Below are 283 nucleotides of genomic sequence, written 5' to 3' on the forward strand. Positions count from 1 at the left end.
ATCCAGCACCCGCTCGTCCCCGAGGAACTCTGCGAGATACCGGCGAACGTCGGGCACGGAGGTGGATGCGGGAGAGCCGAGGTTGACGAGCAGGACGGCGGATTGGGCCATGCGCTACTCGTCACGTCATTCGGTGGAATTGTCAACCGGCCGGTGACGGCTGGCCCAAACCCGGCGGCCGCCCGGATGAGGGGACCGCGCCGCAGACGCGCCGTGCACAATCCCGCTTTTGTGCCGATATCAAAGGCGAGGAGTTTTCCCTTCCCCGCGAGTTAACTGTTGC

The 283-nt window shown here is 65.0% G+C and carries 1 protein-coding gene; it reads right to left on the bottom strand.

What is annotated here, in order from left to right:
* The coding region (locus LZP69_RS16290) for a ferrochelatase (protein WP_234201737.1) at positions 1–111 on the bottom strand (111 nt) is incomplete at its 3' end.
* Positions 112–283: the final 172 nt, after the last annotated feature.

The organism is Shewanella sp. AS1, assembly GCF_021412565.1.
In the GTDB taxonomy this organism is placed as follows: Bacteria; Pseudomonadota; Gammaproteobacteria; order Enterobacterales; family Shewanellaceae; genus Shewanella.